The following is a 26,786-nucleotide window of genomic DNA, read 5'->3' as shown; positions in this document are numbered from 1 at the left end:
AAGATATGCCTGTCTTGCTGCGGAAAATTTTGATAGAATGGAAAAAAGAAGGCGAAAAACAGTGGAGAAAGACAGGCGTGTAGCCTGCCTTTTGCTTTTATTTTTATAATTGGGAGAGAAAAGGACGGGAAGATAGCATGAAGTTTTTTCATACGGCCGACTGGCACTTGGGGAAAATTATCCAGTCAGTACATATGACAGAAGATCAAGAATACATTTTACGTCAATTTGTGGCAGCGGCATGCGAAGAAAAACCGGATGCTATTATTATTGCCGGCGATGTATACGATCGGGCGGTGCCGCCTACTGAAGCGGTTGATTTGTTGAACAGCGTATTCAACGAACTTGTCATAGAGTTAAACATCCCGGTACTGGCGATCGCAGGGAATCACGACAGTCCGGACAGGCTGGAATTCGGCAGTCGTATTATGAAAGACAACGGCCTCTATATCGCCGGGCGGTTTCGCGCTGTGTTCGAGCCGGTCGTGCTTTGCGATGAATATGGGCCGGTGCATTTTTACCTTGTGCCATATGCCGAGCCGGGACGGGTTCGCCATGCGCTCGGGGATGAAACGATTCGTACCCATGATGATGCGATGCGAGCGGTTACGGCGCGAATTGTCGAAAATATGGATTCAAAAGCGCGGCATGTATTCGTCGGTCACGCGTTTGTCACCCCTACAGGTGAAAAAGAAGAAGGTGTAGAAAACGCGAGCGACGCGGAACGTCCGCTTTCCATCGGCGGAGCTGAGTATGTTCACGCCCGTCATTTTGCGCCGTTCCATTATACTGCGCTCGGCCATCTGCATCAGGCGCACCACGTCGGAAGCGAGGTCATCCGCTATGCCGGCTCGCCGCTGAAGTATTCTATTTCCGAAGAGCTCCACAGGAAAGGGTTCTATATTGTTGAATTGGACGGGCAGGGGAAGGTACGTGTCGAAAAGCGCCCGCTTGTGCCCCGGCGTGATATGCGCACGGTTAGCACAACCATTGAGGAACTGGAAACACACGAACGAAGCGACGATTATGTGTTCGTAAAGCTGTTGGATGAAAATCCGGTGCTTTCCGCCATGGAACGCGTGCGCACCGTATATCCAAATGCAATGCATGTATCGCAAAATTTGATGGCGCGGCAGGCGACCGAGCTTGTCGCTGAGCGGATCGAGCAGCCGGAAAAAGATGATATTGCCTTATTCCGCGCGTTTTATAAAGAAATTCGCGGTATGGAACTAACGGAAGAGAAAGAGCGTATTTTCCGCGAAGTGCTTGAAGAAGTGTTCGCGAAAGAAGGGGAGAAAGTATGAGGCCGATTAAAGTGACGATGACAGCGTTCGGACCGTATAAACACAAAGAGACAATTGATTTTACGGAATTGGGCGAACATCGTCTGTTTGTCATTTCAGGAAACACCGGCGCAGGCAAAACAACCATTTTTGATGCCATCTGTTTCGCGCTGTACGGCGAAGCGAGCGGTGAAGAGCGCAATGATGCCAAGTTTTTGCGCAGCCATTTTGCCGCTGATGACGTACATACGTCGGTGGAACTAATTTTTGAGTTGCGCGGACGGACGTACCGCGTGTTCCGCCAGCTTGGTCATGTAAAAGCTGGAAACAAAACAGCGACTGGAGCGCAGATTGAACTGTACGAGGTGACAGGCGATGGGGAAGTGCCGTGTGTGGATCGGTTTACCGTGAACGACGTAAACCAAAAAATTGAGAGTTTGCTTGGTTTGACCAAGCATCAGTTCAGCCAGATCGTAATGCTTCCACAGGGCGAGTTCCGCAAGTTGCTTACATCCGAAACGGAGAACAAGGAAGAAATTTTGCGCCGGATTTTTAAAACCGAGCCGTACCAAGCGGTAGAAGACGCGTTGAACCGCCGGCGGAAAGAAGCGGATCGGCGCGTGGTGGAAGCGTGGAAAGAGCAGGAGAAATTCATTAGCCAGATTTCGGCTTTTTTGCCGGAGCGCGAGGGTGCGTTGTTATTTGTGGCGCTTGAACAGGAGACGCGCAACATCCACCAGATTATGACGGGACTTGCCGAAGAGTATGCGTACCATGATACGCAGGCAATGATACATAAAGCAAGGCTGGCGCAGGTGGAGGAAGCTTACAGGACAAAAAATGAAACCTATCACCGGGCGCGGAACATAAACGAGAGGTTCGCTGAACTAGACAGGAAGCGTGCGGCCGCGGAGGAGTTGGAGAATAAGACGGAAGTGATGGAGCGCATGGAAGCACGGCTCCTTTGCGCCGAGCGGGCAGGCAGAATTGAAGCGCATGAAGAGCACTGGATGTCGGCACAGCGGGAAGAAGCGGAGAAGGAGCGGGAATTGGCGCGAGCGCGAGAAGCCGAAGCGTGGGCGAAAGAGCGCCTCGCGCAGGTAAAGCGGACGTATGAGCAGGAGGAAGCGCGTGAGCCGGAACGTCAGACCGTAGCGCGTGAAGTGGAGCGTATGCGGGAAATGCTGTCGGTGGTGGAAGCGCTCAGCCAAAAAGAGGGCAAGTTGCGGGAGCGAAAGCAAAAGCTTGTACAGCTTGAAGAATCGTTAGTAGAGGCCGTGCGTCGGCAGGAAGCTGCCAAGGAGCAAAAGGCTGCGCTTCTTGCGGAAATAAAGGAACTGGAAGGAAAAGTGGTAGCGCTCGCCCGGAAACGAGAGCGTCTAGCGGAGATGCGGTTACAGTTTCGCGCTGTGGATAAATACATGGAATGCGAACGTTCTTTGTCTGCGTTAAAACGGGAAGTAGAAGCGAAGCGGGCGGCGTGCACAGCGGCCGGACAGGAATACGAGGCGCTGGAGCGGCGCTGGATTGAAGGGCAGGCGAGCCTGCTTGCCCTGCACCTGCGCGACGGGGAGCCATGCCCGGTCTGTGGCAGCGCGGAACATCCGAAAAAAGCCGGAAGCTACGGTCACATCCCGACGAAAGAGCAACTACAGGAGGCCAAGAAAGCGCGTGATGAAACAGAGAAAGCACTTCGTGCGGCTGAGGCCAGGCTTAATGCTGGGCAAGAGTCATTGAAGGGATACGCGGAAGAGATGGCTTCCTATGGCTTTGATCCTTACGAGGTACGCGACGTGCATGCGGGCCTTGTTCGTGAAGGGCAGAAGCTGCGGGCAGAAGTAGAGACGTTGGAACGGGACGAAATGAAGCTGGCTGAACGGAGGCAAGAATACGAGCGGCTCGAAGCACAATGGGAGCGGCAGGCCGAACAGAATAGCAGGCTGGAGCGTGAGTTGCAGGAGATGCGAATCGCCTATGAAAGAGAGCGCGCCGCATATGAGACCCAGCTTGTATCGGTGCCGGAACCGCTTCGCTCGCTTGATATTTTGCGTAAGCACTATCAGGAAGCGGTACAGCGTAAGGAAGAAGCAGAGGTGAAATGGAAGCGTACGCAGGAGCAGTATCGCCATGCATCCGAACAGGCGCTTAAGGCAAGTAGCAACGTGCAGCACGCGCAAAAGTTGCTTGCGGAAGCGGCCGCGCGGAACACGCAGGCGGAACAGCGGTTTGCGGAAGCGCGCTTCGAAGCCGGGTTTATGACGGTCGAAGCGTATCGGGAAGCGAAGTTGCCCGCGCCGGAACGCGAGCGGATGAAGAAGGAGTTGGAACGCTTTGCCGCAGAGAAGACCGCGGTCATGGCGCAGCTTAAAGAGCTGGAGCGGGAGCTTGCCGGTAAAGAGCGGTTCGATACGCAGGCGCTTTTGCGCGAATTGGAATGCCTTAAAGCGGAATGCAACGAAGCGCGCGACGCGCACCGCGCCGCGTTAAACTGCCGCGATAAAGCGCATGAACTCGCCGAACATATCGCTAAAGCGAATGAACGGGTAAAGGCAGTGGAAGAAGAGCGAGCGTGCATCGCTGATCTGTATGATGTGGTGCGCGGAGAGAATCGGTACAAAATTTCATTTGAGCGGTATTTGCAGATTGAGTTTTTGGAAAAAATTATTCAGATGGCGAACGAGCGGCTGTATAATCTTTCGAACGGGCAGTTCCAGTTGCGGCGCAGCGATCGGCTTGAAAAACGGGGACGCCAGAGCGGGCTCGGACTGGATGTATACGACGGATATACCGGGTATACGCGCGATGTCAAGACATTGTCCGGCGGCGAAAAATTTAACGCTTCCCTTTGCCTTGCGCTTGGGATGGCTGACGTTATTCAGGCGTACCAGGGAGGGATTTCGATTGAAACGATGTTCATTGACGAAGGATTTGGCTCACTTGACGATGAATCCCTGCATAAAGCGATTGATACGCTAATTGAATTGCAGAGTTCCGGCCGTATGATCGGGGTCATTTCGCATGTGCAGGAACTGAAAAGCGCGATACCGGCCACGCTTGAGGTGCAGAAGACGAAAGAAGGGTACAGCCGGACAAAATTCGTGCTAAGAGAATAGGAGGAAGCAGCAATGCCTCATCGACTGGCGGAATGGATACAGGCGTACCTGGCGGATACGGAAAGCAGGAAGCAGGCGGATGAAATGGAAGAAAAACGTGCGGCGTTCCGCGCTCATTTCACGGAGCTTGAGCGGCTGCGCCAAGGTGAGATCACGCTGGAACAGTTTAAAAAAACGCTGGACCATAAAACGAAGATCAAGCACGTTATCGGCGGAAAAAAAGTGAATATCTGGGGATTCAGTGGTTTTTCCGGGCAAATGTTTTTCAACCAACTGTACAATCAAGCCGTGTCCGCTGGTATGGTGGACGAGCTCACCGCTGCTTTTCTTGCTGCAACGGAAATTCCCGCGTTAGGGACGGGTGGATATAGGTGGACCACAGAAAAGCTGGAGGCATTCGCAGACGCGGTGTTTCGGACGCAAAAGGCGGCGACGGAAAAAGGATATCCGTCCCAAAAATGTGCGTCCGTCAAGTTTTCCACGTTTTTTCTGAGTTTTTTTTGGAATTTGCAGGACCCGGGAAGATACCCTATCTATTACCGCGCGGACCGCGACGCGCTGGCATATTTCGCTTATGATACGGATGGACAGGAGCGCCCGTTTGACAGTGGAAGTTACATGCGGTTTGTCCGGATTTTGTTTGAACTGCGTGAAGAAATCGGGCGAATAAGCGGCGAGACATGGAGTTTGCCCGAGTTGCAACACTTTTTGTTTTATGTTACGCGGCGCGCGGGTGAGATAGAGAGCTCGCCGCCCGGAAAAGGAAGCTTGCAGGCGGATCGGTTTGCCCAGCGGCTTACGCGCTTGCTCAGGGAGTATGGTTTTCTTGTTTCAAATGCGGAAGAGGTTGAGGCTGTGCAATTGGAACTTGGCGAAGAGTACCGGGACAAAGTAATCTGGCGGTTTGCGGGCAGCGAAGGGAATGCAACGTTCGCTTATGTTTTTGTATGGGATGTGCCCGGAGAGTACATTTGCGCGATTCATGAAGAAAACGAAGAAGGCTTTTTGCGGAAGAGGTATACGATTGAAACGGAAGATGAAAACACGTTTTTAAAAGAATTTGAGACATACCTTGCCCGCAAAGGAGACGAGACACGATTCTATACGCTGGACGACATGGCGGACGATACGTATCTTCCGCGCGCGACGCTGGAAGAATGGCTTAGTTTGCTGCACGAGAAGAAACAACTGATTTTGTACGGTCCGCCCGGCACGGGCAAAACATACGCCGCCCAGCGTCTGGCAAAAGTAATCGCTCAGAACGAACGCCGGGTTTGTCTTATCCAATTTCACCCTTCCTACACGTACGAAGAGTTTATCGAAGGATTGCGGCCGGAAGTGGTCGAAGGGGAAAACGGGGTTACGCACATGAATGTTGTAGTCAGGCCCGGCGTATTTCTTGAGCTGTGCAATGAAGCGCTAAAGCAAGAGAATAGAGAATGCGCGTATGTTATGATTATTGACGAGATTAACAGGGCCAACACGGCCAAGGTGTTCGGGGAATTGCTGTACGCGCTTGAGTATCGAAACTTTCCGGTGCCTTTGCCGTATTCCAAAAGCAAAATGGTGGTACCGGATAATGTGTATATCATCGGTACGATGAATACGGCCGATCGCTCGCTATCGCAGCTTGATTTTGCCCTTCGGCGCCGCTTCCCGTTCGCGCGCTTTTCCCCATATGAAACAGAGCAGGCGCTAGAGCGTTATCTGAAGCGACATTATCCGGATTTAGCGTGGCTTGCAGAAGCGGTGCACGAAGCGAACCGGCGAATCGGGAATTTTGATTTTTGGCTTGGTCATGGCTATTTTATGAACCGCGGTTTGTCCGCGGAAAAAATACGGCGCATTTGGAAGTATGAAATTATTCCGTATCTGGAAGAATATTTCATCTGCGAGCCGGAGCGGGTGCATGAATTTGAGCTAGAAGCGCTGCTTGCTGAGAGGAAGGAACGATATGAGGGAATATAAACGGCAATATATTTTGCGTGAACACGAAACGTTGGAGGGCGTGGAGCTGGCCTCGGCAAGCGCTGAAATGTTGCGGCGAGAATTTTCGTACGCGCTGACGCTTCGTCCGTCCGTGCGAGGGGGGTGGGAGCTCAAGGCTGGCTCTCATATCGGGCGCATTGAACTTAAGGATGCCTCCATACGTATTCAGCCTAAGCTGCCAGCGGATATCGTATGGGAATGGCTGGCCCGGGCGTACGACATTCGTTCGCTTCGCTTTTATCAAGATAGGAGCGGATTTACGGAAAAGCCAGGCGACTTGGAGTGGCTTGTGAAGTTGTTTATTGCTGAATGCAGGGATATCGTCCGACGCGGCCTGTGCAGAGGATATGTGTCGCGGACGGAGAAATTGGGGGGTGTCCGCGGTCAGCTCGCTGTACCGGAGACGTTGCGCTTGTGGAGTAAGCAGGAGTATCGGTTCGGTTGTACGTATGACGAACATACGGAACGAGTGCCCGAGAATGGTGCGATTTACGCCGCGCTGTACGATATGGAAAGAAGGAGCTACCATGATGCGAGCATCAGGCGGGAGATTAAGGAACTTATGCGCTTGTTCGTTGCGGGACGGGAATCAGAAGAGCAAAGGGGACGTCCGCGGTCAGCGCGGGAGCGGCTCGTCGAAGTGGAACGCATTCCGATAACACGGCTTAACCGGCATTACGCGGATGCGCTGAGCCTATTGCGCCTGTACTGGCGGGCGGCGGGGCTCTCGATGCATGCAGGGCATGTGTATTGCGAAAGTTTCGTGCTAGATATGAACGAATTATTTGAACGCTATATCGCTCGGCTGTTATCCGAGGAGTTGCGGCCGCACGGGATTAAGGTGTGCATACAGACACGGCACTGGCTGGGGGAAGGCGGGCGCCTTGTGGTGATTCCTGACATTCTTTTGCAAGACACGATCGGACGGGAAATTGTGCTTGATACGAAATATACAGAGCGTGCTAGGGGATATGCGGAGCATCCGCATGTGTACCAAATGCTAGCATATATGACGGCACGCAGGGCCGATACCGGAATTTTGCTGTATGCTTCGGGACCGGAGTGCGTTGATCGTATTCGGAATACGGGACAGACGATTTATCGCTGGAGTCTGGGTCTTGATGTTCCTCTTGCGGTGAGCGAACATGAACAGCATACAAAACGAATCATCGCACGAATCCTCCGCCTGTTTTACTAGAAACTTTTGAAGTTTACCCCTATACACCTCTATATAAACCGTTCTACATCCAGCGGATGCGAACGGGACAGTGGTCGCGTACCGGAATTCTTTTCGTCAAGGGTTGCCGATACGTCTCGCTCGATCCGCTTTCTCATGATTTCTCTCGGACGTTTGGCGGGACGAAAGGCACGGGCAACGAACCCCGCGATTCTGGCGTCGCAAGCCTTAATGTATACACCGAATTTCTGCGCTTATATAAAATAGTACAAAAATACTGCGTACTAAATAATTTAAAAAAAATCCCTCTTCCACAAAAGCAAAGAAGGATTTTGTATGACATATACACATTAGATAGTTACTGTACTTTTTTGTTCCCTTTTTATATAAATCCAATACAAAATAAATGCGACAGCTGATATGAGCATTCCTGAGATGTATGGAAGTCCCATTTGTGTGGAATAAAGCGCACCTCCGATCGGTGGGCCGGCGATGCGACCGAGTGAATCGAACGAAGATAATAGTCCGGTAGCGCTGCCTTGGCCACCTTTTGCTTTTTTGGTTACAAGCGCTGAAACGCTCGGACGGATGACACCATTTCCGATGCCGAAAATCGTCACGAAAATAGCGGCGGTAACAAAGCTGTTCGTAAGCAAGATGAGACCAAATCCGATAATGGAAATAACAAGACCTGCCTGGATAACAGCACCTTCCCCGAATTTTTTTGTCAATCGGCCGACGAGACCGCCCTGTACGATGGCTCCGGCCACCCCCATAATCATAAAAATATAGCCCAGTTGCGTCGTATCAACACCAGCACGCGCCGCTGCAAAATAGGCGAATGTCGCCTCCAGACCTGCGAGCGAGAAAGAAACGAACAGTTGCAACACGTACAAAACGGCAACTGGCCCGTTAAACGCTTTCCAGCGGGATTCTTTTGTGTCTGTATTTTGCATCGTTCGTTTTTCAGCCGGTAGTGACTCGCTTAGGAAGAACAAGACGAAGAAGAATGTAATTGCTGAGACCATCCCCGCGATAAAGAATGGCATGTTTAAGCTGGTTTTTGAGAAAACCCCGCCGATAGCCGGGCCGAAGATAAAGCCGAGGCCAACCGCTGCGCCGATAATTCCCATGCCTTTCCCGCGGTTTTCTGGCGTGGTAATGTCGGCGACATAGGCCATCGTTGTTGGCATGTTGGCGGACGATAGGAGTCCCCCGAGAATCCGGGCCGCGAATAACATCCATAGCTTGGTGGAGATAGCAAACAAAAAGAAGGAAATAGACAAGCCGGCGATGCCAATAAGCATTACTGGTTTGCGCCCGATTTTGTCGGAAATTCGTCCCCATATCGGCGCGAACAGAAATTGCATCAAGGAGTACACAGCCATCAGCCAACCGAGCTGTTCCGGCGTTGCGCCTACCCGCTCGGCGAAAAATGGCAGCACAGGAATAATAATGCCGAACCCTACCATAACAAGAAACATTACGACGAACAAAAGCGGCAACGCTTTTTTATTTTCCATATTTCACACCCCATCAGAAGCCCATTGCCCTATTATAAAGCGCTGGTTGGTTATCTATATTGTTTACCAGAAAGCAAAAGTGATTCGATGAATGTAAAAAGGTCATTTATTTTTGACTAATCTGACTGTGATTATACGACTTTGAAGAGGATATAGTCAAGTGTGACTATACCGCTTAAAACAATCAACTCATACGGAAAGCCTGTTTATTTTGTCGAAAAATCACGAAAAGAAATGGTTGTACTGGTGTCCGAACTCCCATACTCTTGTATAAAGCATGAAGGTATAAAAATGAGGTTCTATATGTGAATATAAAATAAATAAGAACAGATGGGATGACTATGCAAGTGGGGGAGACGAGTGAAGAAGCTGCAACGAACGTCGCTATTCATCATATTATCGATTACGTTTTTTACGACTTTGCTGTACGCTGTGTCCGCTATCGTAATGAAGATTAGCAAGGTAAAAGAAACGACCAAAATAGCAATAAAACCGGCTGATTTGCGCAAGCCGGAAGAGAGAAGGGAATCTGGAGCGGAACGTTGGACACCAACTGAAATAATTACGGTAAGCGCCGCCGGTGATGTCACAATTGGACGTGACGAAGCCTACCCGTATCCGTTTAGCTTCGAGCATGAAGTGATGAAGAATGGCAAGGCTTTTTTTGGAAAGCACATTCGGGCTATTTTTAATAGAGACGATTTGACGATTGTCAACCTAGAGACGACGCTGACGACAGCGACCGCCAAAGCGACGAAGACATTTCGTTTTAGGGGAAAACCGGAATATGTGCAAATTTTGACGCTGTCAGGCATTGATGCCGTAAATCTTGCAAATAATCATACGTATGATTATTTGCGGGAGGGATATGAGGATACGATAAAGAATCTGCAAAAATATCATATTGGCTATTTTGGCTATGACAACAAATATATGAAGACGATAAAAGGAATCAAAATTGGACTGCTCGGGTATGAAGGATGGGAGAACAGCGAAAAATTACAGCGGACGATTGCCCGTGATATTGCCGAGCTACGTGGTCGCGGCACACAAATTGTGATCGTAAGCTTTCACTGGGGGGTGGAGCGCAGTTATTATCCGAATCGGACACAAAAAGCGCTCGGCAGATACGCTGTGGAGCGGGGCGCTGATCTTGTCCTTGGCCATCACCCGCACGTAATGCAAGGAATTGAGGAATACAAAGGAAAGTTTATCGTTTACAGCCTTGGCAATTTTATGTTTGGGGGCAATAAAAATCCTAAAGATAAAGATACGTTTATTTTTCAGCAGACGTTTTATGTTAAAAACGGCTCGTTGACAGGAGAACAGGAGATCAGGATCATTCCTTGTTCCATTTCTTCGGTAAAGGAAAGAAATAACTATCAGCCTCTGCCGTTAAAAGGAGTAGAAGCGGAGCGCGTACGGGCAAGGCTAAAAGCGTACAGCCGCAACCTCGGTGAACTGGACTGGAGCACGATTAAATAGCCAAAAATAAGCGATGCGAAAGCGTCAAGGGCCTGTCCTTGGCGCTTTTCGTCTTTACACATAAGCAGTGAAATGCCCGTGAGTTTTTCTTATCATGATAAACAAACAGAAAAATGTTGTATACAGTACCGGGGTATGATATATTGAAAAGTGAAGGAAATAGATACATTAAATTAGAGTTTTTTTATTATACTATACATAGGTATAGTGTAAGGAGGGGCGCTAAATGTCGGCGAGCAAACAGACAGCGATTCAAATAAAAGGCATGACGTGTGCGGCTTGTGCCAACCGCATTGAAAAAGGGCTTAAGCGAATGGAAGGAGTGGAGGAAGCGAATGTTAACTTTGCGGTGGAGAAGGCCGTGGTTACGTACGACCCGGAAAAAGTGACGCTCTCCCAGCTGGAAGAAAGGATTGAAAAGTTAGGATACGCTACGGTAAAAGAGCAGATCGATTTCCAAATTGCAGGCATGACGTGCGCGGCCTGCGCGAATCGGATTGAGAAAGGGCTTAGCAAAATGCCTGGCGTAACGGAAGCGACCGTCAACTTTGCGCTGGAAACTGCCCACCTAGAGTATCTGCCTGCTGAGGTTTCTATTGAAGATATGGTGTGCAAGGTGGAGAAGCTCGGTTACAAAGCGGTGCCGAAACAAGAAGATGGGCAGGAAGAGAATCACCGCCGGCAGGAAATCAATCGGCAAAAGCGGAAGTTTATTATTTCAGCGATTTTATCTTTTCCTTTATTATGGTCGATGGCCGGACATTTTTCGTTTACTTCTTTTATCTGGATGCCGGAATGGTTGATGAATCCCTGGGTACAGTTCGCTTTAGCCACTCCGATCCAGTTTATTATCGGAGCCCAATTTTATATCGGCGCGTATAAAGCATTGCGCAATAAAAGTGCAAACATGGATGTGTTAGTCGCACTTGGCACGTCTGCTGCTTACTTTTACAGTTTATATTTAACGATTCTATCCATTGGTCAAGCGCATCATGCCCCAGAGATGTATTATGAGACCAGCGCGATACTGATTACATTAATTTTGCTTGGAAAACTATTTGAAGCTTTGGCAAAAGGGCGGACGTCCAAGGCCATTGAAACATTGATGGGCCTTAGGGCGAAGCAAGCGCTTGTCATTCGAAACGGACAGGAAATGCTCGTTCCGGTGGAAGAAGTGATTGTCGGTGATATGATTGTGATAAAACCCGGCGAAAAAATTCCTGTTGACGGCGAAATTATCGAGGGCCGTTCGTCTATTGATGAATCGATGCTGACGGGAGAAAGCGTGCCGGTAGAAAAACAGGTGGGCGCAAACGTATTTGGCGCGACGGTAAACAAAAATGGCGTGCTGAAAATAAGAGCCACTAAAGTCGGCAGAGAGACAGCGCTTGCGCAAATTATTAAAGTGGTGGAAGAAGCGCAGGGCTCGAAAGCACCGATTCAGCGCATTGCGGACCGTATCTCAGGAATTTTTGTCCCGATTGTCGTTGGCATCGCTGTGCTCGTTTTCCTTATCTGGTATTTCTGGCTTGTTCCTGGAGACTTTGCGAACGCGTTGGAAAAGCTGATTGCTGTGCTCGTAATCGCGTGCCCATGCGCCCTTGGCCTGGCTACCCCGACTTCGATTATGGCCGGTTCGGGAAGAGCGGCTGAGCTCGGCATTTTGTTTAAAGGGGGCGAATATCTGGAAATTGCGCACCGAGTAGACACCGTCGTGTTTGATAAAACGGGAACTGTAACAAAGGGCAAGCCGGAACTGACAGACGTGGTGGCGGAAAGTATAGAAGAAGCGGAGTTTCTGCGTCTTGTTGGTGGAACAGAGAAAAACTCGGAACACCCGCTCGCGGAAGCGATGGTCGTTGGTATAGAGGAAAAAGGAATCGCCCTGCCTTCAGCGGAGCAGTTCGAAGCTATCCCGGGCTATGGAGTGCGGGCTGTAGTGGAAGGCAAAGAGGTTCTCATTGGCACACGCAAGTTAATGGAAACATACGGAGTGGATGTAAAGCGGGTGTACGGGAGAATGGATGTCTTAGAAGATGAAGGAAAGACCGCCATGCTTGTCGCTGTCGACCGAAAATACGCAGGATTGGTAGCGGTCGCGGATACGGTGAAGGAAACGTCACGCGAAGCCGTGGCGCGACTTAAACGAATGAATATTGACGTTATGATGATAACGGGAGACAATGAACGAACAGCACAGGCGATCGCGCGGGAAGTAGGAATTAAACAGGTTCGCGCCGAAGTGTTGCCGGAAGATAAAGCAGAGGAAGTAAGGAATTTGCAGGCCCAAGGTAAAAAAGTCGCTATGGTAGGAGATGGGATTAACGATGCGCCTGCGCTGGCGGTAGCTGATGTCGGTATTGCCATGGGGACCGGAACGGACGTAGCGATGGAGGCCGGGGATATTACTTTGATGCGCGGCGATTTAAACAGTATTGCTGATGCGTTTGTGATGAGTCGGAAAACAATGACCAATATTAAACAAAACCTGTTTTGGGCGCTTGCTTACAATTCGCTCGGCATTCCGATCGCTGCCGCAGGATTTCTTGCTCCGTGGGTGGCTGGCGCTGCTATGGCCTTGAGTTCAGTATCGGTCGTTCTTAATGCTCTACGCCTGCAAAAGGCGAAAGTAGAATAAGGGGGTGACAAAGACGATGGAGCCGATGATCCACGAAAATGGACAGGAGGTGTGCAATCACGGGAGCGAACGCACGAGCCATCATTCAGAGAAGTTGAAAAATAATTTAATTACCCGGCTGAATCGGATTGAAGGACAAATCCGTGGAATTAAGGGAATGGTCGAAAAAGATGTGTACTGTGACGACATTCTGAATCAAATCGCTGCCGTTCAGTCTGCGCTAAACGCGGTTGGCCGCCTCCTTCTGGAAGGACATATGAGAAGCTGCGTGATCGAGCGAATCCAGGAAGGGGATCATGAAGTGATTGATGAATTGTTAAAGACAATGAACAAATTAATGAAATAATGCACTTTTACTGATATGGAGGGAATAACAAGATGCAAACTGTAACGATAAAAGTAGAAGGAATGTCTTGCGGGCATTGTGTAAAAGCAGTGGAAGGAGCGCTTGAAGAAATCGGTGCCAAAGGCAAAGTCAATCTGAATGAGAAGACAGTGCAGGTGGAATATGATGAACATAAATTGACATTAGAAGCTATTAAGGAAGCGATTGAAGACCAGGGTTACGATGTTTTATAAACGAAAAGATTGCTAATTGTAAATTAAGAAGAGAGGCTGTCTCAAAAGGTCGTTAAAAAACGTCATGAGGCAGCTTTTCTTTTTTATGCCAAAAAGGGGGGCCAAAAAGTAGCTTTTTGGCCCCCCTTTTCTTAAGTATTAACTATAAATTGTTTGCAGGATTTCCAGATTCACTTTCTCGTTTTTGCGAATGCTCATTTGTTTATCTTGATGAAATACGTCGAGAGGCGAGACAGGAAGCTCTCCGCAGATGTCTACCCCATAAATTTTGGCAGAACAATGGATAAGCGCTTTCACTATCGCTTGCAGTTGAGCAAGTGTCATAACGCCCTGATCCCAGTTTGTCTCGACTTCTTCAGGAGAAAGAACATCTTTATCAATGCTGATATAGACTGTATCCGTATGGATGCTTGAAAGAATGGAAGAAATAAACGTATTTATGTTTGTTTCACTGAGTTGTTGGCTCGTAAAAACTGTGATGTAAGAAGAGAAATGCGGATCGATTTGCGCCGCCAAATCGGATCGGGTGCCGATGAGTATAACGTGGCGCAATAGAGGTAAATTAAGCAAAGCATCGACAACCCAAGAACCGCATGAAAGAAAGTGCTGTGGCACATTTGTCATCATGTCCGTATGGTTGTCAAGAAGAATGAGGGTAAAAGGACGATCGACTTCCTGAAGAAGCGTGCGTGAGACATAATGGTAATTGCCGTTACCGACAAAAGTGATGCCACCTGGATGTCGTCTCTGATGCAGCCGTTCAGCAATCAAACGAAAGGAATCCTGCTCACAGTATCCGTTTGTATGTTCAATATCTTCACATTCGATCCACGTATGAGGCAGAGCAAGCAGGTTCGTTTGAGGAATGTAAACGTGATCGAAATTGCAGATGGTAAGGTCATCATATAGCAATCCCATCGCGATCTCTCCTCTGTTTTACAGCAGACGCGGAATCGAGCAAAGCAATACCGTGATGCTGCATTTTTTTCTATACTATTAATATAGTAGTAACGTCTATATAAAACAATATATATTCCAGTATATTGTGAACCTCTCCCACTTCCTGGCGTGTGAGACACCTTTCATAAGTGGAAATTCACTTTCATTTTTGAAAGAATCTTTTCTTGTATTTATTCTGTTTTTACTTATACGTCTATATTTTTTAATTTTTAAAATTGGCATAATAATTGCTAAATTTAAATGGGCGAAAGCAAGTGCATTTTAGCTAGAGGAGGAAACGTATGATGGGAAAATATCATGTAGCCGTCGATGTTGGTGGAACCTTTACTGACGTATTTGTTTTTGATGAGGAAAAGGGGGAAATTGCTGTTACGAAAGTATCTTCTACACCTGACAATCCAGCTCGAGGCATTTTAGAAGGGATTAAAAATTCAGCGGTTCCGATATCTGAAATTTCATTATTTTCTCACGGTACGACCGTTGGAACCAATGCTTTGATCACAAGACGCCTGCCAAAAACAGCTTTTATTGCAAGCAGAGGATTTCGTGATGTACCGGAAATTCGTCGTGGAACTAAGCTAGAATTATGGGACGCCTATGAAGATGTAGCACCTCCGTACATACGGCGTCGTGACCGGTTTGAGGTTACAGAGCGCACAGACTATAGCGGAAATATTATTACTCCGCTTGATGAACAGGAAGCGCGCGAACTGGCCCGTATCCTGAAAAGGCGCGGGGTAGAATCCATTGCGATTGGTTTCATGAATGCATATGTGAATGGAACAAATGAAAAAAGAATGAAAGAAATCCTTCAGGAAGAAATGCCGGGAGTCTATATTTGTACATCGAGTGAAACGCTTCCGGAAATTTTCGAGCATGAACGAATGAGCACCACAATTGTAAACGCTGTGCTGGGGCCGATTGTAAGTAATTATATTCAGGAACTGTCAGATTCTTTGCGTAAAGATGGATATAAAGGAGATGTACTTGTACTTCATTCCGGTGGTGGCGTGATGACGTCCGAAACGGTTCCGAGGTATGCCGCTCGTCTCGCCAGCTCAGGAATTGCGGCCGGTGCGATTGCAAGCGCTCACATCGCTAAATTATGCGGATTTCAAAACGCGATTGGATTGGACATGGGAGGGACAAGTACGGATATTTCCCTCATGTATAACGGTGAGTTACGCGTTACAAATGATTGGTATATCGAATATGGTTATCCGATCGGGTTCCCGAGCATTGAAATTCTCACCATTGGTGCCGGTGGTGGTAGCCTAGCCTGGATTGACGATGGGGGTTCACTTCGTAACGGTCCGCAGAGTGCAGGAGCGACACCCGGCCCAGCTTGCTATCAACGCGGGGGAACAGAACCAACGAACAGCGATGCCAATGTGCTATTAGGTCGCCTTGGAACGGAACTTCTGGATGGGAAGATGACGCTTGACAAAGAAAAAGCACGCGAAGCGATTCGAAAAATCGCTGAACCATTCGGCTATACGGAAGCAGAAGCAGCGAACGCCATCATCAAAGTAGCAAACGCTAACATGTGCGATGCGCTACGTCTCATTTCCGTTCGCCGTGGATATGATCCGCGTGATTTTGCGCTTGTTGTGTTTGGTGGTGCAGGTGCACTTCATGGCGCACATCTAGCGAAAGAATTAGAGATTCCAACCGTAATTGTACCACCGCATCCGGGAATTACGTCTGCTATGGGATGTTTGCTTGTTGATGTAAGACATGACATTTCCAAAACGTATTTAATGAACATACAGGATGTCTCATTGACTGAATTAGAACAAACATATGTAAATATGGAACAGGAAGCGGCTAAACTTCTGGAAGAAGAGGGGGTACCGCAAGAAAATACTCAACTTATTCGTTATATTGACATGCGGTATACCGGACAATGGCGTTCATTATCTATTCCAGTTTCCCGTCCGATTCACTCACTTAAGGAAGCATTGGAGCGGTTCCACAGGGAACATGAGCGTGAATTCGCATTCTCAAATCCGGAACAAGGGGTTGAAATTTACGGCCTACGCGTAGCGGCCACCGGAATTGTACCGAAGCCGGATTTACCAATGGAGCAGCCGAAAGGCAATATGAATGATGCGATTCGGGGCAAGCGAGATGTTTATTTTGAAGAAAGCGGGGGCTTTGTAGAAGCAACCATTTATAATCGTTCGCTGCTCCCTGTAGGTTCTACATTCCAAGGGCCAGCAATTGTCGAGCAGATGGATTCGACAGTTGTTATTCCGCCAGGATTTACGGCTGAAGTCGATCCGTATAAGAATTTACTGTTAACGTACAAAAAAGATATGGAGGCGAAATAATGAGTCAAACACAATCTGCCATCACACGTCTAGATCCGGTAACGTTTGAGGTGTTAAAAAATGCGTTTGTAAATTTGGTTGACCAGATGTCTGAGCAAATTCTGCGGACATGCTATTCTTTCGTGATTTATAGCCGTGATTTTAGTTCGGCTATTTGTGATGCTGAAGGGAACACCATTATGCAAGGAACGCAGGATATTTCCGTTCATGTAGGAACACTCCATTTAACAGCCAAAGCAGTACTTGAAGATTTCGGAGACGATATTCATCCTGGGGACGTATTTTTGATTAATGATCCGTATCGAGGTGGGACACATTTTTGTGATGTTCGCGTAGTTCGACCGGTATTCTATGATGGAAAACTTATTTCTTTTATGCAATCGAACGGGCACTGGGCTGATGTTGGTGGTAACGTTCCGGGCTCCTTCAATGTTCGTTCCAAAGATCATTATGGGGAAGGGATGCGAATTCCACCGGTACGGATTTGGAGCAAAGGTCAGTATTTGCAGGATGTGGCCAATCTTCTGGTGGCCAATATGCGTGTTCCGGAAGAGCGCCTTGGCGATTTGCGTGCGCAGGCGGAAGCAACCAAAGTCGGGGAGATGCAACTTGTTCGTTTAATCGAAAAGTATGGTCTTGATACGGTTCTCATTGCTTTTGAAGAAGTGCAAAACTATGTGGAACGTCTCGGACGAGCACGTATTTCCGAACTGCCGAACGGCACATGGGAAACAACAGACTATATTGACATGGATCCGGAAGTTGGTGATCAATTAATCCCAATTCATGTGCGTATGACGATTAAAGATGATGAAATTGATTATGATTTGACCGGTTCACATCCCTACATCAGCTGCTTTTTGAATGCTGGGTTCGGCGCTTCTTTTTCCGCGGTCATTTCCGGAACAAAAACATTTTTCCCGGATATTCCGCTTAATTCTGGTTTTTATCGCTTCATTCATGTGAATTTGCCCGAAGATTCTGTTGTAAATGCACCGTGGCCTGTAGCTGTAACCGGTTTTTGCTCCGGTGCATACGAAAAAATCATGAACGCTATTTTTGAATTGTGGTCTGGTATTATGCCGGAACGAGCGCTTGCCTGCTCGTTTAACCTGGAATATTTGTTAATCGGTGGTTGGGATCGACGCGCCGGATATGACAATTACTTTATGTGGTATGACTGGATGGCCGGTGGACACGGTGGTCGTTCATATAAAGATGGAGCGAATGCGATGTCTCCGGTATTTGGTGTCGGATTAAGCATTCAGCCATGCGAAGGACAGGAGAGGTTGTCCCCTGTTATTACAACGCATCATGAAATTGTAACAGACTCTGCTGGTCCGGGGAAATTTCGCGGTGGCTGTGGTGTGCGTAAAGGTGGAATATTGACATCATGTGAAAATACGGTTATGTCGTACTGCTGCGATCGTTCGCGCTCTGTTACATGGGGGATTCAAGGGGGACTTCCGTCCTTGCCGCATGGAGTAAGGTTAAATCCAGGTAGCGATAACGAACGTTTTTTGGGGACGGTATTTTCGAGTGTGGCGCTTAAACCGGGGGATTCATTCGATCGTCCTTCCGCAGGTGGTGGCGGATTGGGTGACCCGCTTGAACGTGATCCGAAGCTTGTATTGGAAGATGTGATCGATCAGTATGTATCCATAGAGCGTGCGCGTAAAGATTACGGAGTTATTATCAAAGAGATTGACCGCGAGATTGACCTGTTTGAAATTGATGAGGAGGCAACGAAAAACGAGCGTGCGTACATTCGAGCCAAACGCAGACAGTGGTTGCAGGAAGATATCGCTTCCGTAGAGGAAAAATTTAAAAGAGGAGAAATCGATGAACTGGATGTAATCCGTCGCTATGGTGTGATTATGGATTACACAACCGGGCATGTTCTGCCAAATTCGACAGCACAATATCGCGATATGTTATATAAACGCACGCTGGCCCATTGGGAGTAGCGGTAAGATTTTCGTTTGTTTTCACGACATTACAGCCGATGCACAAAAGCAGGTGTCTTTCATAGATGCCTGCTTACTTTATTAATAAGAGTTCATGAAAATGGGACTTTTTTCATGAGGGAAAGTTGTTCATTCTTTGATAAAGAAATTGTACAATAATATAATCAATTTCCTATATTACGTATTAAAGATATATTTAGGAATTTTTGTGGAAGTATAGCAGATTGGTCGTTTTGTGAATTGCAGAACGGGAAAGAGAGGATAAATTATGAAACAAGCGTTTTATAGGATTAGCCTGCTTCTTTTTCTCTTGATGGGGATGTTGTCGGCGGTGGTTCAAGCTGCACCCGCTCCTTCCATTCAGCTCTGGATGAATGGAGAAAGAATGAAGCCGAAGATTCCTCCACAAATTCAAGTGAATGGACAAGCTGTGACAGAGCTATTTGGACAAAACGGCAGTTGGGATAAAGGGAAAACAACATATTCCATAAGTTCTAAAGCAGTCAACGAAGTCGATGAAAAACCGAAAGTAGTTATTGAAAAAGTGAAAATTACAGGGCTTGTGCAAAAGGAAGAAATGATAGAGATAGAAGCGAATGGAGAGGTACAAGCCAAGCATTTCACGATGAACAATCCGTTCCGTATTTGATGTAGTAATGACACGAGAAGGCGACACGTTCCCTGAATTGCCTGAACGAGTAAAGATAGCGAATGGGGAAAAGGCGGACTTGTTTATCTCCGTCCATATTAACTCGGCCACTTCGTCGTCGGCTAAAGGAACAGAAACATACTATTACACTGCAAAAAGCAAAACGTATGCAAATACCGTTCATAAATATCTTATACAGGCAACAGGGTTTTCGGATCGAAAAGTCAAAAAAGCGAGATTTCAGGTCATCAGAGATACGAAAATGCCCGCTGTTTTAGTAGAAATTGGATTTATTACGAATCCTTCAGAAGCGAAGCAAATGGCTGATGAAGAATTCCAGAAACGGGTTGCAGATGCGCTGTATAAAGGCATTCGTGAATTTGTTGACCAGAATTAAGGAATACGAAAACGAGCTTTGTTTTTTGTCTTCCTTAGCGTATATTTTTGTTATGGTACAGAAATAATGACTTTCTTAAAAGATGAGCAAGAAGTAAAGGTCATTGACTATGGGCATAAAGATAGATGAATTTTTACATAGACATTAGAGGCAAGAGGCAATATTTTTCTGCCTCTTTTTTATTATGTAGCGTTTTAAGAGGCTCCCCTTCCTTGTCCATTGAAATCAAAAATGATTTACATTCTCACTGCATTATGATATGTTTCTATTAAACCAATCATCCGATGTTTGGAGGTGTGTGAATGAAATTACAAAAAACAAACCGCATGACGCTGGTCGAACAAGTGGCCGCACAAATTGAAGCCATCATTGAATCAGGGCAATGGCCGATCGGAACCCGGATACCAGCCGAACCAGAACTGGTTAGGGAATTGGGGGTTAGTCGAAATACGTTGAGGGAGGCGATTCGAGCCCTCGTTCATGCCGGACTTTTACGAACCAAGCAGGGAGATGGCACGTATGTATGCTCAACCAGTGTTCTTGGTGCGGCGCTGCAACGGCGTATTCAACAATCCAATATATTGGAAACGCTGGAGGTACGTGATGGGTTGGAGCAGCAGTCAGCACGGTTGGCTGCCCTGCGACGTACGGACGAAGATGTGGAAAAGCTGCGCGCCTGCCTTGCCGCTTGTGATTCCGCTGCGGAAGCGAATGATATGGATGCTTATGTCGAGTTCGATATCCAATTGCACCAGGCAGTTGCAGAAGCTACACACAATAGTGTTCTGATCGATTTATACGAATATATGACAGAAGCTGTCAAACGATCCATTCGTGAATTAGTCGAAGTTGCTTGTTGTGATTCTCATCAAAAAGTGCATCATGAACTCATTGAAGCGATTATTCAACAAGATGAAAGGCAAGCTGTTGAGGCTGTCCGTACCTATATTGAACAGTTTAAAGAAAAACTTCAACAACATCTGGAGGATGAGAAATGAGTTCACACCATCAGGCGATTGAGAAGCACTTTCAAGAAAGTGATGAGCCCTCACGCTCGTCTGCCGGTATCTTGCTGCTTATACTTGGAATAATCTTCATTGGAATGAATCTTCGAGCACCGCTCACATCAGTAGGTCCTTTAGTAGGTATGATTCGTGATGATTTAGGAATATCCAACACTTTAGCCGGTATGTTAACCACTTTACCTTTGCTCGCGTTTGCTTTCGTATCTCCTTTTGCGCCTAAGCTGGCCCGGCGATTCGGAATCAATGCGGTGGTACTCGCCTCTTTACCTATATTAACACTGGGTATCATTTTACGTTCCGTATCCGGGATCGGTACATTATTTTTAGGTACAGCCCTGCTTGGGTTTGCTATTTCGATTTGTAATGTTTTGTTGCCGAGTTTAATCAAACAAGAATTTCCGCTCAGAATTGGATTTATGACGGGTATCTACTCGGTAGCCATGAATTTGTGTGGAGCGATTGCTTCAGGAATCAGCATCCCTCTTGCTACCGATTTTGGACTAGGATGGAAGGTGGTTTTGGGCTGCTGGGCTATTCCCGCTTTTCTTTCACTTCTTGTTTGGTTGCCGCAAGCCCGTAATCGACATAAACAGATGATAGCTGTTAAATCAGATAGGAAAAATGAGCCGGTGAACGTATGGCGTTCGAGACTCGCTTGGAAAGTGACAATATTTATGGGGCTACAATCTTTGATGTTTTATATTATTGTTGCTTGGATGCCTGAAATCCTTATCGAACGAGGATTAAGTGCTAGCTCCAGTGGTTGGATGCTTTTCTTACTGCAATTTGCCTTGCTTCCGTTCACTTTTATCATTCCTGTTATTGCAGGACGTATGTCCAATCAGCGATTATTAGTCATTATTACGTTTCTTTTGTTTGTTGTTGGATACTTAGGTCTCTTGTTCGGAGGGAACCTACTTATTCCGGTATGGGCTATTTTGATTGGCATTGGGGGAGGATGTGCTTTTAGTTTAAGTATGATGTTCTTTAGCCTTCGTACCCAAAATGTTCACCAGGCAGCAGAATTGTCCGGAATGGCTCAGTCCGTAGGATATCTTTTGGCCGCAATAGGGCCAACTCTTTTTGGATTGCTGCATGATATGACACACAGTTGGACGCTTCCACTGTTCATACTGGTTGTGGCTTCGGCTTTACTTTTGATAGTTGGTCTTGGCGCAGGAAGCAACCAATACGTGACTTCAAAGGAAAAGAACTAGAACATACAAAACTTTACCCATTATTTTGTTAAAATTAATCGTACAAAATCATGTAGCTGGAGGAATAAACCTTGAAAGTATTAAAAACGTTCACTCGTATTTATGTTAGCGACTTAGATACTGTATTACCTTTTTGTGAAGAGCTTTATGGTGTAAAAACAGAATTAAGATTTACATATCCTGAAATGAATTTGGAACTTGCATCAGTCGGTGATCTTTTGTTTATAGCTGGATCACCGGAGGCATTAAAACCATTTGAAGGCACGAAAGCTACATTTGTAGTAGACTCATTAGATGAATTTCTAACTCACCTTAATAAAATAGGGGTAAAGGTTATTAGAGAACCAAAACAAGTCCCTACAGGGAAAAATATGACTGTACAACATCCCGATGGAACGATTATTGAATATGTTGAACATACCCAAGCTTACATTGAGAGTTGACACACATTCATTATACCTTCTTATGTTCGTCAAGTAATAGAATGATTCAGTTTAAGGAGGGTTTTTATGAAAATCAGAAATGTACATGAATCAGATTATTCTTACATAATTACTCGTATAAACCAGTGGTGGGGGGGAAGACAAATGTCGGACATGCTCCCAAGATTGTTCTTCTCTCATTTTCAGGAAACATCTTTTGTTATTGAAGATCATGATCGAATTATCGCTTTTGTTATTGGATTTATATCTCAAACACACCCAAAAGAAGCATATATCCATTTTGTCGGAGTCCATCCCGATGGGCGCAAGAAAGGTTATGCTAAAAAACTATATCATCACTTTTTTGAGACGGTAAAACAGAGGGGTTGCAGTATTGTCAAGTGTGTTACTTCTCCGGTCAATAAAGCGTCTATTGCTTATCATACAAAGTTAGGTTTTGACATTCTTGAAAGTGATATAAAGATTGAGGGGATTTCTGTTCATAAAGATTATGATGGACCTGATCAAGATCGCGTCGTGTTTCAAAAAATCCTTTCTACCACATAGCCCATTTTTTGTTTTAAGGGTACTTGAAATTTTTAGCTGGATAGCGATGCATAGAGGAGGCAATCTATAAATTAATAGGACTTCAGGTGCTGTAATTTTCAATTGACCTTTTATCTCTCCGTGCTCCCCCGTTGCTTCTTTTACATTCCTAAAAACATTAAGTATTTGAATCGCATGTGGCAGCAATTTTTCACCAGCTTCAGTTAAAAAAATCCTTTTTCCGATCCTATCAAAAATGGGAGTTCCCAGTTCTTCTTCTATTGCTTTTATATGAAATGTTACAGTCGACTGGGAATAGTTAAGAAGTTCAGCCGCTTTAGTGAAACTCCCTGTTTGAATAACAGCTTTAAATGTATTTAGATGCCTAATTTCCATGAAGTCCAGCTCCTCCTACTTAAAAACTCGATAGATATATTTTAAAACACTAATTTCACTAGCTTAAGGAAAAAACATAAAATAATAATTGGAAAAATCGATATAAGAATTTTATCTTTCAACTTCATTTTTTCATGATTGTAAAAATCATATTATTTATATATGAAAAGAGGATATAATAATGGGCAGACAGTACAAAATCTTAGTGAATTCAAAAATTAAGAAGTCTATGCAGACAGGTATTTTGTTGAAAAGGAGTATTATTCCTTGGTTATTTGTTCTGATGTGGAGCAGTGGGGGGATTTTTGTAAAAATTGGTTTACACTATGCCGATCCATTTATTTTTCTGTTTTTTCGATTATTATTTTCCTCTCTTCTTTTTTGGGGAATGTTGCTCATATTTAGACCTTCATTACCAACAAATTCAAAAGAATGGATGGATGTCATTTTCACAGGATTATGTATGCAAGCTGGTTATCAAACCTTTTATTTTTTAGCTTTAGATTACAATATTTCTCCTGGGCTGCTGGCCATTATACTTGGAGCACAACCTATTCTTACAACATTTCTTTCAAGAGAAAAAAGTGGAAAAAATCAATGGATAGGGCTCATTATTGGAATCATCGGTCTTACTTTAGTCGTGCTCAATAGTACAAAAATAGCGAACATTTCAAAAATAGGCATGATGAGTTCATTGATTTCACTCCTTTGTATTATAGGAGGAACCATCTTACAAAAGTCTATACAGGTTAATCAAATATCAAATATGACGATTCAGTATACATCCGGAACTATTTTTTTATCCATCTTATTATATTGTTTTGAACAAAAAGTAAGTTGGTCTCCTATGTTTTTACTCTCCCTCTGTTGGATGGTATTCGTTGTTTCAGTAGGAGCAACCTTATTGCTCTATCATATGATACGACAGGGCAATCTTACAAATGTAACAAGTTTATTTTATTGTGTACCACCTGTGACAGCTATATTCGATTTCTTTGTGTTCAAAAATAGTTTAGCAATGCTGAGTATAATCGGTATGGGTTTGATTGTCTTAGGAATTTTTCTTGTTAACAGACAAGGCAAGCTGGTATGATTCACAAAAACATGCATCTGAATCCTCTTTATTACAAGGAAAGCTTTGAATTGAGTGTAGAGACAAATGGAGCCCCCTCATCAATATGAAAGCCATATGGGTAGCGAAAGTGTATGTCCGTTTATAAGCGATGGTGAAGCATGTGTCAATAACTTCTACAGGTGTAACCAGAAAAACTCGCAGGCTCGCTTCGCCGTAATATCCTGACGCTCCTTGTGGAGTATCACTTCTTCATTGTTTGGCATATGGTATATAAATACAGTTTCAGTTATAGAAAAAGTGGGAAAAGGATAATAGGGGGAGTATACCCCTTTTACTCTACCGAATGGTCATTTGAAAATGTAAGGAGGAGCAGATGCAAGCAAAAAAAATGGACTGGATTACGTTTACCATCACTTTTGTAGTACTGATCGCCGTTTGCATTCCACTGGGGCTATACCCTGAGAAAGGCGGTGAAATGTTAACGGCGGCCAGTAAGTTTTTTACTAACACCTTCGGGATTTCGTATCTTTGGCTTGGAATCGGTGTATTTTTCTTTCTTTTGTGGGTCGCTTACGGACGATATGGAACGATTAAATTGGGTGAGCCCGGAGAACGTCCGGCTTTTTCTACTTTTAGCTGGGCTTCTATGTTATTTTGCGCGGGGATCGGTGCCAGTATTTTGTATTGGGGAACGATTGAATGGGCGTATTATTATGAAAGTCCGCCATTCGGTCTGCAACCCGGTTCTACGGAAGCGATTGAATGGGCCGCCACATACGGCATTTTCCACTGGGGACCGACAGCATGGGCGATTTATTGCCTGCCTGCTGTACCGATTGCATATTTATACCATGTTCGTAAGAAGCCCGTATTGAAAATCAGCGAAGCGTGTCGGCCATTCATCGGCAAGGCGGCAGATGGTATTCTCGGCAAAATGATCGATATTTTATTTATGTTTGGATTGCTGGGAGCTGCCGGAACGACGCTCGGTCTGGGTACGCCGATGATTTCAGCCGGCATTAGCAAAATGACGGGAATTCCGGAATCATTCGGTTTAAACATTGGAGTATTATTGATTGTGACGATTATTTTTTCTTTTAGCGCGTATTCCGGATTACAAAAAGGGATTAAATGGCTGAGCGATATGAACATGGTACTGACTTTTTTGCTGTTGACCTTTATTCTTGTCGTCGGTCCGACCCTTTTTATTTTAAAAATGGGAACGAACAGCGTAGGCTTATTACTGGACAACATTTTGCGAATGAGTTTATGGACGGATCCAATTACAAAATCAGGGTTCCCGGAAAGATGGACGATGTTTTACTGGTCATGGTGGCTTGTATATTCGCCGTTTGTAGGATTATTTATTGCTCGTATCTCGCGCGGTCGTACCATTCGCCAGATGATTATCGGCACTCTTGTATGGGGAACGATAGGCTGTACTGTATATTTTATTATCCTTGGAAATTATGCAATATATTTGCAGTTAAATGATATCCTTCCTGTATTGAGTATTTTGCAAGAAAGCGGTGCGCCGACGGCGATTATTAGCGTGATGAATACGCTACCTTTCAATAAGATAATGGTACCATTATTTTGTATACTGGCTATTATTTTCTTGGCGACTACGTTTGATTCTTCCGCTTATGTGCTTGCAGCAGTAACCCAAAAGCGCGTCGATAATGACCCGTTGCGTTGGAATCGAATGTTCTGGGCATTCGCGCTTTCGCTTCTTCCGATGGTTCTTATGTTTATTGGCGGGTTAGAAACGCTTCAGACAGCAAGTATTTTAACTGCATTGCCGCTTGTTTTTATAACCTTGCTGTTGATTCTTTCATTCGTCAAAGCTGTACAACAAGATGAAAAAAAGAAAGTAGTAGCGGAAAGAAAAATGTTCTGGGAAGCGGAGAATACGCGCATTCAAGCTAAAAAGCGACATAGTGAGGCGGGGATGGAAAAAAAAGCAAGATAAAATATACCGGTAGGTCATTTCTACGAAGTCATGCGCTTTT

At 45.8% G+C, this 26,786-nt stretch carries 21 protein-coding genes; 18 read left to right on the top strand and 3 right to left on the bottom strand.

What is annotated here, in order from left to right; all coding sequences use genetic code 11:
• The first annotated feature begins 137 nt into the window (after nt 1-137).
• Genes ACH33_RS10190 through ACH33_RS10175 form a run of 4 tightly spaced genes read left to right on the top strand, consistent with a single transcriptional unit; the run spans nt 138 to nt 7,583 of the window.
• Nucleotides 138-1,304, top strand: a complete 1,167-nt coding sequence (locus ACH33_RS10190) for an exonuclease SbcCD subunit D (protein WP_057898924.1) — start codon at nt 138-140, stop codon at nt 1,302-1,304.
• Nucleotides 1,301-4,396 carry an AAA family ATPase gene (locus ACH33_RS10185; RefSeq protein WP_057898923.1) on the top strand — a complete coding sequence of 1,032 codons (3,096 nt, stop codon included), beginning with the start codon at nt 1,301-1,303 and terminating at the stop codon, nt 4,394-4,396. The genes ACH33_RS10190 and ACH33_RS10185 overlap by 4 nt, the downstream gene beginning before the upstream one ends.
• 12 nt (nt 4,397-4,408) lie before the next feature.
• The gene (locus ACH33_RS10180; protein WP_057898922.1) at nt 4,409-6,364 is read left to right on the top strand and encodes an McrB family protein; all 1,956 of its coding nucleotides are present in this window, start codon (nt 4,409-4,411) and stop codon (nt 6,362-6,364) included.
• Entirely contained in the window at nt 6,351-7,583 is a 1,233-nt protein-coding gene (locus ACH33_RS10175; protein WP_057898921.1) for an McrC family protein, read from the top strand. Before ACH33_RS10180 ends, ACH33_RS10175 begins: the two co-directional genes overlap by 14 nt.
• A 329-nt stretch (nt 7,584-7,912) precedes the next feature.
• Here the strand turns inward: ACH33_RS10175 and ACH33_RS10170 are convergent, their stop codons facing one another.
• Entirely contained in the window at nt 7,913-9,085 is a 1,173-nt protein-coding gene (locus ACH33_RS10170; protein WP_057898920.1) for an MFS transporter, read from the bottom strand.
• Nucleotides 9,086-9,445: 360 nt separating this feature from the next.
• On the opposite strand from ACH33_RS10170, the gene ACH33_RS10165 reads away from it, so the two are divergent.
• The 4 genes from ACH33_RS10165 to copZ all read left to right on the top strand — a co-directional run bounded on the left by ACH33_RS10165 (nt 9,446) and on the right by copZ (nt 13,787).
• The gene (locus ACH33_RS10165; protein WP_057898919.1) at nt 9,446-10,570 is read left to right on the top strand and encodes a CapA family protein; all 1,125 of its coding nucleotides are present in this window, start codon (nt 9,446-9,448) and stop codon (nt 10,568-10,570) included.
• A 226-nt stretch (nt 10,571-10,796) separates the two neighbouring features.
• Entirely contained in the window at nt 10,797-13,208 is a 2,412-nt protein-coding gene (locus ACH33_RS10160; RefSeq protein ID WP_057898918.1) for a heavy metal translocating P-type ATPase, read from the top strand.
• A 25-nt stretch (nt 13,209-13,233) separates the two neighbouring features.
• On the top strand, nt 13,234-13,554 hold the full coding sequence (locus tag ACH33_RS10155) for a metal-sensitive transcriptional regulator (protein WP_091260247.1): 321 nt from the start codon (nt 13,234-13,236) through the stop codon (nt 13,552-13,554).
• Nucleotides 13,555-13,586: 32 nt separating this feature from the next.
• Nucleotides 13,587-13,787 carry a copper chaperone CopZ gene (copZ, locus tag ACH33_RS10150; protein WP_057898916.1) on the top strand — a complete coding sequence of 67 codons (201 nt, stop codon included), beginning with the start codon at nt 13,587-13,589 and terminating at the stop codon, nt 13,785-13,787.
• 138 nt (nt 13,788-13,925) lie between these two features.
• On the opposite strand, the gene ACH33_RS10145 is transcribed toward copZ, so the two are convergent.
• Nucleotides 13,926-14,705 (bottom strand): arginase family protein, encoded by a 780-nt coding sequence (locus ACH33_RS10145; RefSeq protein ID WP_057898915.1) that lies wholly within the window; start codon nt 14,703-14,705, stop codon nt 13,926-13,928.
• A 323-nt stretch (nt 14,706-15,028) separates the two neighbouring features.
• On the opposite strand from ACH33_RS10145, the gene ACH33_RS10140 reads away from it, so the two are divergent.
• The 8 genes from ACH33_RS10140 to ACH33_RS18720 all read left to right on the top strand — a co-directional run bounded on the left by ACH33_RS10140 (nt 15,029) and on the right by ACH33_RS18720 (nt 23,324).
• Complete coding sequence (locus ACH33_RS10140; RefSeq protein ID WP_236781854.1) at nt 15,029-17,080, top strand: hydantoinase/oxoprolinase family protein; 2,052 nt, start codon at nt 15,029-15,031, stop codon at nt 17,078-17,080.
• Nucleotides 17,080-19,047, top strand: coding sequence for a hydantoinase B/oxoprolinase family protein (locus ACH33_RS10135; RefSeq protein ID WP_057898914.1), 1,968 nt, complete (start codon nt 17,080-17,082; stop codon nt 19,045-19,047). Before ACH33_RS10140 ends, ACH33_RS10135 begins: the two co-directional genes overlap by 1 nt.
• A 268-nt stretch (nt 19,048-19,315) precedes the next feature.
• A complete protein-coding gene (locus ACH33_RS10130) occupies nt 19,316-19,696 on the top strand; it encodes a hypothetical protein (protein WP_057898913.1) in 381 nt (126 codons plus the stop codon).
• Nucleotides 19,697-19,703: 7 nt separating this feature from the next.
• Nucleotides 19,704-20,093: an N-acetylmuramoyl-L-alanine amidase family protein gene (locus tag ACH33_RS10125; protein WP_082705994.1), complete on the top strand. Its 390-nt coding sequence runs from the start codon at nt 19,704-19,706 to the stop codon at nt 20,091-20,093.
• Between the two features lie 302 nt (nt 20,094-20,395).
• The gene (locus tag ACH33_RS10120) at nt 20,396-21,091 is read left to right on the top strand and encodes a FadR/GntR family transcriptional regulator (protein ID WP_057898911.1); all 696 of its coding nucleotides are present in this window, start codon (nt 20,396-20,398) and stop codon (nt 21,089-21,091) included.
• Entirely contained in the window at nt 21,088-22,335 is a 1,248-nt protein-coding gene (locus ACH33_RS10115; protein WP_057898910.1) for a CynX/NimT family MFS transporter, read from the top strand. Before ACH33_RS10120 ends, ACH33_RS10115 begins: the two co-directional genes overlap by 4 nt.
• Nucleotides 22,336-22,406: 71 nt before the next feature.
• Nucleotides 22,407-22,778: a VOC family protein gene (locus tag ACH33_RS10110; RefSeq protein WP_057898909.1), complete on the top strand. Its 372-nt coding sequence runs from the start codon at nt 22,407-22,409 to the stop codon at nt 22,776-22,778.
• A gap of 66 nt (nt 22,779-22,844) precedes the next feature.
• Nucleotides 22,845-23,324 (top strand): GNAT family N-acetyltransferase, encoded by a 480-nt coding sequence (locus ACH33_RS18720; protein WP_082705993.1) that lies wholly within the window; start codon nt 22,845-22,847, stop codon nt 23,322-23,324.
• On the opposite strand, the gene ACH33_RS20565 is transcribed toward ACH33_RS18720, so the two are convergent.
• Nucleotides 23,208-23,699 carry a LysR family transcriptional regulator gene (locus ACH33_RS20565; protein ID WP_057898908.1) on the bottom strand — a complete coding sequence of 164 codons (492 nt, stop codon included), beginning with the start codon at nt 23,697-23,699 and terminating at the stop codon, nt 23,208-23,210. The two genes, ACH33_RS18720 and ACH33_RS20565, sit on opposite strands and share 117 nt — an antisense overlap.
• A gap of 181 nt (nt 23,700-23,880) precedes the next feature.
• Between ACH33_RS20565 and ACH33_RS10100 the strand changes: the two genes are divergently transcribed.
• Together ACH33_RS10100 and ACH33_RS10095 are read left to right on the top strand one after the other, a co-directional pair.
• Complete coding sequence (locus ACH33_RS10100; protein ID WP_057898907.1) at nt 23,881-24,792, top strand: DMT family transporter; 912 nt, start codon at nt 23,881-23,883, stop codon at nt 24,790-24,792.
• Between the two features lie 355 nt (nt 24,793-25,147).
• Entirely contained in the window at nt 25,148-26,746 is a 1,599-nt protein-coding gene (locus ACH33_RS10095) for a BCCT family transporter (RefSeq protein WP_057898906.1), read from the top strand.
• Nucleotides 26,747-26,786: the final 40 nt, after the last annotated feature.

It is taken from the genome of Aneurinibacillus sp. XH2, from assembly GCF_001439585.2.
Taxonomy (GTDB): Bacteria; Bacillota; Bacilli; order Aneurinibacillales; family Aneurinibacillaceae; genus Aneurinibacillus; species Aneurinibacillus thermoaerophilus.
Note: the sequence above shows the minus strand (reverse complement) of the source record. Positions and strands in the feature narration are given on the sequence as shown.